The sequence below is a fragment of the Parabacteroides sp. AF17-3 genome, assembly GCF_003635445.1.
Taxonomy (GTDB): Bacteria; Bacteroidota; Bacteroidia; order Bacteroidales; family Tannerellaceae; genus Parabacteroides; species Parabacteroides goldsteinii.
The window spans coordinates 260,194-268,266 of sequence record NZ_QTMM01000010.1 but is presented as its reverse complement, the minus strand read 5'-3'; the positions used below and the strand labels follow the sequence as shown (position 1 = coordinate 268,266).

Annotated in this window: 3 protein-coding genes and 1 pseudogene; all 4 read right to left on the bottom strand. The window is 44.1% G+C overall.

All coding sequences use genetic code 11. The annotated features are described in order from the left end of the window. Positions 1 to 52: 52 nt before the first annotated feature. The 4 genes and pseudogenes from DWW91_RS15030 to DWW91_RS15015 all read right to left on the bottom strand — a co-directional run bounded on the left by DWW91_RS15030 (position 53) and on the right by DWW91_RS15015 (position 8,042). Positions 53 to 2,053, bottom strand: a complete 2,001-nt coding sequence (locus DWW91_RS15030; protein ID WP_046145376.1) for a fructose-bisphosphatase class III — start codon at positions 2,051 to 2,053, stop codon at positions 53 to 55. Positions 2,054 to 2,238: 185 nt separating this feature from the next. Then, positions 2,239 to 3,141 carry an alkaline phosphatase gene (locus DWW91_RS15025; protein ID WP_122328186.1) on the bottom strand — a complete coding sequence of 301 codons (903 nt, stop codon included), beginning with the start codon at positions 3,139 to 3,141 and terminating at the stop codon, positions 2,239 to 2,241. A gap of 9 nt (positions 3,142 to 3,150) precedes the next feature. Then, a complete protein-coding gene (locus DWW91_RS15020) occupies positions 3,151 to 4,674 on the bottom strand; it encodes a SusD/RagB family nutrient-binding outer membrane lipoprotein (RefSeq protein WP_122328185.1) in 1,524 nt (507 codons plus the stop codon). Positions 4,675 to 4,687: 13 nt separating this feature from the next. Further along, positions 4,688 to 8,042: pseudogene (locus DWW91_RS15015) on the bottom strand (SusC/RagA family TonB-linked outer membrane protein). Positions 8,043 to 8,073 lie beyond the last annotated feature (31 nt).

Here is an 8,073-nt window from a genome sequence, read left to right as displayed (position 1 = left end):
TCTTTTGCCTACTTTTCCATCAAGGGAAAAGTAGGTTCAATTATTTCTAGATTCAATACTCACTCCGTTCCTTCTCTTTGATAAATCCGTTGCGGTAGGCATACAGCAACTTTTCCAGGTCATGAATCTGGCGTTGCAGGTCGGCGCCTTTATCGGTATCTTTCACCATCTGGCGGTGAGAGCTCAACTCGACCACAATCGTGGTGGAACGGATATCACGGCCTTCCTTAATCGCCTGGTCGGTAGACAGAAACGGTTCGTGCTGCACCAACTGGAAACCGCGGGAATGATAAACCAGCGTATAACCGGCAATACCGGTCTCGGGATGGTAAGGTCTGGAGAAACCGCCGTCGATAACCAGCAACTTGCCGTTTGCCTTGATCGGGTTTTCTCCCTGGATGGAGCGGACAGGCACATGACCGTTGATGATATGGCGGTGAGGCCCGGTCACCCCGAACTCGTCCAGTATCATATCGCATACCTTTTCTTCTTCACGCAGGGTATAATACGCCCCTTTGTCTTCCTTCTGCACCGCCTTGTCGTCGATAAAAGCCCGTTCGAAGGTTGCCATCTTGCTCTTGTCGAACAAAGGAGAGTCTTTTCCTCCCCAAAGATACCAGATGTAATCGAGGGCAAAGTCCTTCTCCGGAGAGCCGTCCGAATCGAAATAAGCGGTACGGATCAACTGGTCGACCTTATCCAGCAAAGCCTTACCCTTATATTCCTGCCCTTCGATACAAATGTTCTTCAACGTTCCGTCGGCGTTCATCGGGACAGAGGCATGAAACAGCAGGTTGGAGTTACAAACCTGATACATACTGCCATGCCGGAAGAGGCAACGCATATGTTTCTTCAGCTTCTCGCTGCATTCGAACGAGTGGAGCATGCGGTGCATCAGGTCTTCCTCCTCGATAGACAGCGCGTACGGGTCTTTCGGGTTGATGGTAGGCCAGTTTTTGTCTTTCAGTTCATATTCTTTCCCGTCCAGATGGATGGTCCCGCGTTTCAGGTCGATATGGTGTAACAACAGACGGTCGTCCATATCGAATTCGGGGCGGCGGCGGATAATATCCCCTTCCAGCTTGAACTGGATGATCGTTATTGCCTTGTGCATCTGCGAGATCAGGCGGATCGTCTTTTCGTCGAAAGCCGAGTCGGCCCCATTAGTCTTCGGCATGAACAATTCGCAGGGATCATCGCCATAAATATCCATCGCAAAGGTAGCCAACGGCAGCAGGTTGATGCCATAGCCATCCTCCAGGGTTGCCAGGTTACCGAAACGGAGGCACATGCGAATCACATTGGCGATGCTCCCCAGGTTGCCCGAGGCCGCCCCCATCCACAGGACATCGTGGTTACCCCACTGGATATCGAAATGATGGTAGTCGCAAAGCGTATCCATAATGATATGTGCTCCCGGGCCACGATCGTAGATATCGCCGATCACATGCAGCAGGTCGATCGTCAGCCGCTGTATCAGGTTACACATGGCGATAATAAAATCGTTTGCCCGCCCGGTCGAGATAATCGTTTTGATAATCTGGTCCACATAGGCCGACTTATTCGGCTCGACCGACGACTCATGCAACAGCTCCTGGATGATATAGGAGAACTCTTTCGGTAATGCCTTGCGCACTTTCGAGCGGGTATATTTGGACGATACATTACGGCACACCCTCACCAGTTGGTTCAAGGTGATCAGATACCAGTCGTCCAGATCGGGTTCCTTCGAGCTGACCAGTTCCAGTTTCTGTTCCGGGTAATAGATCAGCGTACAGAGTTCTTTCTTCTCGTAATCGCGCAATGTATTGCTGAATATCTCATTCACTTTACGTTTGATCGCACCGGAGGCATTTTTCAGCACATGATTGAACGCCTGATGTTCTCCGTGAATATCAGACAGGAAATGCTCCGTACCCTTCGGTAAGTTCAGGATCGCCTCCAGGTTGATGATCTCTGTACTGGCATCCGCAACAGTCGGGAAACTACGTGCCAGCAATTGCAGATAACGCAGGTCACCAAGCACATATTCGGGTGTTATATCTTTCGTCATATAATGTTTACTGTCTTATTTCGTGCAAAGATAAACAAATACAGGGAGACAAGCTATTTCAATTTCATTATTAGGGACAGCAGGAAAACAAAAATCGATAGTTACCGGCCTTCCAACGGGTAACTATCGATTCCTTCACGGACTACTATCCGAACTTTACTAACCAACTGCTATCGGCATTCGTCTTATTTAAAAACCTGTTTCATCGGTCTTCCGATCCAAACCTGAGGTTGTTTCAGGTTAAAGATATAAGCGATTGTCGAAGCGACATCGAACTGCATCATGCTTTCAGTAAATTCGTATCCTTTCTTTACGTTTTTACCTGAGATAATGAAAGGTGTTTCCATTTCCTGCATAGTCTTGCCGCCATGCCCTTTGTTGATACCGCCATGGTCGGCAGTAACGATAAAGATCGTTTCATCCAGCATGCCTGCATCGGCTACAGCCTTTACAATCTCGCCGATATATCCGTCCAGTTCTTTTAACTTCGTATAATAGGCCGGAGTATCATGTCCGTCGCCATGCCCCACGCCATCAGGCTGCTCAAAGATGATACCGACAAAAGCCGGACGGGATTCCTTTATATAAGAGACAGCCGCAGCCGTACATCCCCGCGGATTGCTTTCAGAAGGAGCGATATTCACTTCCTTATTCATCGCCTGCATTTCCGCCAGATACTTCATGCCGCCCCATTCATAAATATATCCCATCTCCGCATCCGGATTGGCGTCACGGAACAATCCCCACACAGAAGGGAACAAACCGTAATGGCTGATCTCACGCGACGGAAGCTCCGGCTTTTCCGAACCCCACTCCGTAAACCCGTGAATCTCCGGTCCTGCCCCCATAAACATGGATGCCCAATTGACCGCACTAGAAGAAGGCAATACACTTCTCTTCTTCAACGTATAAGAACCATCCGCCATCAACTTCTTGACAGTCGGCATCTCCGCCTTTTCCACACTATAAGCACCCCAGCCGTCGAGGCCGATCAACACGACATGTTTGGCTTTCCACTTTGCCGCACTAGCGACATTCACACACAGGAAAGCACAGACAATCAACAAAAAGAATCTACTTTGTTTCATGATCAGATATTATTTTAAAATCCACATTAATTGATTCACTTCATCATTTCCGCCATACTGGCGTGCCACGGCTTCTTCCACATTCTCTTTATTATACGAATACTCGTCTGTCGAGTACATCCAGCGTACCGGAATCTTATCCTTTGCATTGGTGTTCAGGCTGGTTGCCGGATTTATCGGCAACTTCGGATAACCGGTTCTGCGATATTCGAAATAAGCATCCCAGGGGTATTGCATAAAGCTCGAGATGTAACGCTGCGTAATGATCTTCTCGATATCGTCTTCCTTATCTCCGGTCAGCTGTATGGAGAACTGGGCAAGAAAGTCGTTAATAACCTCCGGGGTCATTTTCCGTCCCTGATGATAAGTATCCTCATCCGGAGTATGCGCTACTGTAAAGTCCATGCTGGCTTTTATCCCTTGTTTATAATACGTCGAAGCATCTCCTGTAATCCAGCCTCTCACCACAGCCTCCGCCAAAATGAAATTCTGCTGCGAATATCCCAGACGGACAACCGGTTCCCCTTCCCTGGTATGAGTATACCGCCAGTTCAGGCCGGAAAAATTCTTGGCTACATATAAGTCTTTATGAGATGCAAAATCCAATGTAACATCTGTTCCGACGAAAACATCCCAGCTATCGGCTGCAACCCCTGCCTTCAATTTACTTTCAGCCGGTCTTGCATAATAGAACAAGCGATAATCCTTAGTATCTCTCAACATATCAATGAGAAAAGAAGATACCATCGGATAATCCCAATACATAGTAGTATAATATAAAGGATAAATCTGTCCGTCTTTATCGGAATAAACCAATTGGAAATTATCCGCATTCGATGTCATCAGAGTTGATGAACTTACAATTTTCTCGAAACGCTCCTTCACTCTTAAATCAGGGTCATCAACTTTCTTCGACAGCGACATTAATACCTGAAGCTGGAACACACTGACTATCTTTTTCCATCTTTCGACACTTCCTCCGACGAAAGGATCACCGTCGAAATCTTTTGCCTCACAAAAGAAAGCGTAGGATTTATCCAGATCATCAAGCACATGCAACATTACCTCCTTCTGCGTATCATACTTCGGTTTCATATTTCCTTCTTCCCCCTTCAGAGCATCGCTATAAGGAATATCCCCTAAATCCATTGATACCCAAAACAATTTATAAGCTTTGATAAACTGAGCGAGACCGGAATAAGCACTCTGATCTTGCTCTGGAGCCAGTTCCACCATCTTCTCCATATTGATAATCGTACTGTATCCGCTTAGGCCACTCCGTCCAAAACTATTATAAAGATAGCCCTGTGAATTTTCACCCCAGGCAATATGCTTACAAGCCAGGTTGTTTTGAACAAAATCTTTTGCACCCGGGCTTCCAAGCATACTTTTTATTCCCCCGGAAGCCAGCATAGCCGCAGTAACACGGGTTGGCACATCCGGATCTGTATTTATCTCATCAAAATTTCCACAGGAGGTAAAACAGAAAGCTACAGTAATCAGGCAAACAGCCAATTTTATATATTTATTCATTGTCTTTTCCGTATTATAAATCCAACTTTATATTAAAACCTAACAAACGGGTAGAAGGAGCATTCAGATTATCACTTCCTACATCCGGATCAGCATACTTAAACTCTTTAGTCCAAATCAATAAATTCTGTCCTACCAGACCGATAGAGGCCCCCTTCAATCTGACTTTTTCACAAAGTGTCCGAGGCATCTGATAAGTCAGTGACAAATCTCTTAATTTAATAAATGTCTGCTTGAAATAATTCTGAGGTCTTGCCGTATAGGCATTACAATGATACTCACGAATATACTGTTCGTAAGAGACCTGAACATCATTGGGCGCAAATACACGATCATCAAAAGTTATATTCCCATCCGAATCATACTTCACTGTACCGGATACAACCTTAACTCCTTTACCTATATAATTCTTTAATCCGTTCACTACCTCATCATAACGCCATTGATTATCACTTTCTATATGCGCTCCGGTATTCCATAATGCCTGATTGGTATTTGAATAAGCGATCCCCCCAACACGCCCGTCTACTGTAAAACTCAACGTAAAATTCTTATAAGTGACCGTATTTACCCATCCCCATATCCAATCAGGATTCGAATAGCCATGAAGGGTGGAATAATCACCGACTAATGGGTAACCGGCTTCATGAATCATATTACCATCTTTGTCATATTCATAATCAGCGTATGTTACATAATCTGTACGACCTCCCTCCTTCACCCAAGGTTTCTTAGAGGAGAAATCCGGGTCGAGTTTGGCATAGTATTTCCGATCCAAAGCCCAGTTGAAAGTTGAATTCCAGTTCAAATCCCTATTCTTTATGATATCTCCACTCACCTGTATTTCTACACCACGCCTTACATACTCTTCTTTAGAATTCACTTGTGTTTTATCGAATCCGGAAGCAGCACTGATTGTTGTATTCACAATCCGGTTATAGTAATATTTGTTATAATAAGCAGCATCTAAAATCAGTCGTTTACCGAAGAAAGTTACCATTGTACCCAGTTCATACGATTTTGAAGTACTCGGTTTAACCGATTTATTCCGAATCGTTGTTGGATAATAAGCAGTCGTGACATCATCCCATATATTTGTCGAGATTGAATAAGTATTGTTGGTCGCATACACGCTTGTATCATCTTTCGACATTGTCCAGGAGCCTCTCACTTTCCAGAAATCAATACATGAAGGCATTGGAATAAATTCAGACAAAACCACACTTCCGGCAACAGACGGATAAAAATAAGAACGAGTATCGGATGGCAACGACGATGACCAGTCGTTACGTCCGGTCACATCTAAAAACAAAGCACTTTTCCAGGAAACAGACATTTTGGCAAACAAACTATTCGTTTGTTTTTTAACCACCGAAGAGGAAGTCGCAGCCGGATCTACGGAAGATTTTAAAGAATAAAAGCCTGGAACCAACAACCCATTTTTCGTATGGCTGGTATGTTTATTGTCCTGATAAAAGTAAATATTCCCCCCGACAAAACCGTCTAAAGAAAAGTTTCCGAACTTATGATCCGCCATTAACATAAAGTCCGTATTGATACTATACCCATTCGGCGTTTGCAGTTCATAATATCCTTTCTTATCCCATGCACCATAGGCTCCAATCGGGTTGCGCCATTCTTTACGGGTTGAATACGCATCCAATCCGGATCTTAACATCGCTTTTAACCAAGGTGTAATCTTATAACTACCGGAGACAAACCCATTCACTTTGTCAAAATCGCTGGAACCGACAATCTCGTTTGCTATATAATAGGGATTATTATAATATCTCTCGTTATACCAGTTCTGTTCTACATCTTTCACCCGCCAGTAATTTTTATAATCACGGACATCCCATTCGGGACCGGTCCAGCAGGTTGTATATTAATCCATTGCCGCCATAACCGGAATCTTCGCCGTTAGGAGAGAAACGTTTATTATAGGTAATACCGGCATCCAGATCGAATCCTTTGTAATGCATGTTACCGGAAGCTGTATAAGTTATTTTATTCAGCTTGGTATTCGGCCACTGTCCTTTATTATAAACATGAGTCAGAGATGTACGAAAACTGCCATACTTTCCTTTCTGTGTAACACTCACATTATTATTAGTAACAAAACCTGTTTCCTGAAAATTCTTCAAATTGTTTTTACCTTTTGAAGTCAATGGCATCTCACTCCATTCATAGGTATAAGGGTCATATTGAAGAGCCGTACGACCTATATCCAGCTTATCTCCCCAAACGTAATCCGTAGGGTTATATTTGCCACCCTGCCCACCGCTATAGGACGATTGTACTTTTGGAAATTTCAGATATCCGGCGTTGAACATCGTGTTGCTGTTAACAGAAATGTTCAAGCCATCTTCAGAGCCTCTTTTAGTAGTCACCATAATTGCACCGGAAGAACCACGAGCTCCATAAAGTGCAGACGCAGTAGCCCCTTTCAATACGTCAACAGACTCGATGTCATCAGAAGCCACATCTTGTAGCTTCATATTCCCATAAGGAACTCCATCTATTACTAACAGCGGATTTTCCCCACGCAAAGCCAAATCAGGTGTCGTATCGAATTCCGTGCTGTTCTTCACATTCAATCCGGCAATCTTACCGGTCAGTGAAGTAGCCACATCTACTGTTTTTACGGCAGCCAGGCGTTCACCTCCTACTTTCTGGACGGAATATCCCAACGCTTTCTCCTCCCGTTTGATACCCAAAGCCGTCACAACAACTTCGTCAAGCAACTCGGCATCTTCTGATAAAGTTACATTTATCACAGACTGTTTGCCTACCGGCACTTCTTTTGTCTTATAACCGATAAATGTTACCACCAATACCGACTTAGCCGGAACGTTCAGAGAATAACGGCCATCCATATCAGTTATAGTTCCCAGTACCTGTCCTTTCACGACTACATTGGCTCCGGATACAGGTTCCCCCAACTCATCTTTTACAACACCCGAGATCCGGACGTCTTTTGCCATGTTCTCACGGGGAACCAATACGTCCTTTCCGGTTACAATGACATGTCTTCCCTTAATCTCATATTTGACCGGTTGATCACTGAATATAATATCCAATGCTTCAGAAATAGATTTACCTGTCAGATTAACGCTGATCTGTTTGTGCAGTTGTACCTCTTTCGTATCGATGAAAAAAGAATAGCCACTCTGTTTTTTTACAGTTTCTATTGCGTCTTTCACAGTAATATTCCGGACATTCAAGGTTATTTTCTTTTCCTGGGGCAGTGCCGCAAAAGCAGATTGTCCGTTACCTGCTATAAGTACAGTACATAAGCCTGTAATAAATAATGTTTTTTTATGAGCAAATAATGTTGCTCTAATTTTCTCATAAGGAATGTTTTCCATAATTTTGTATTGTTGTTTTTAATAACAAAAA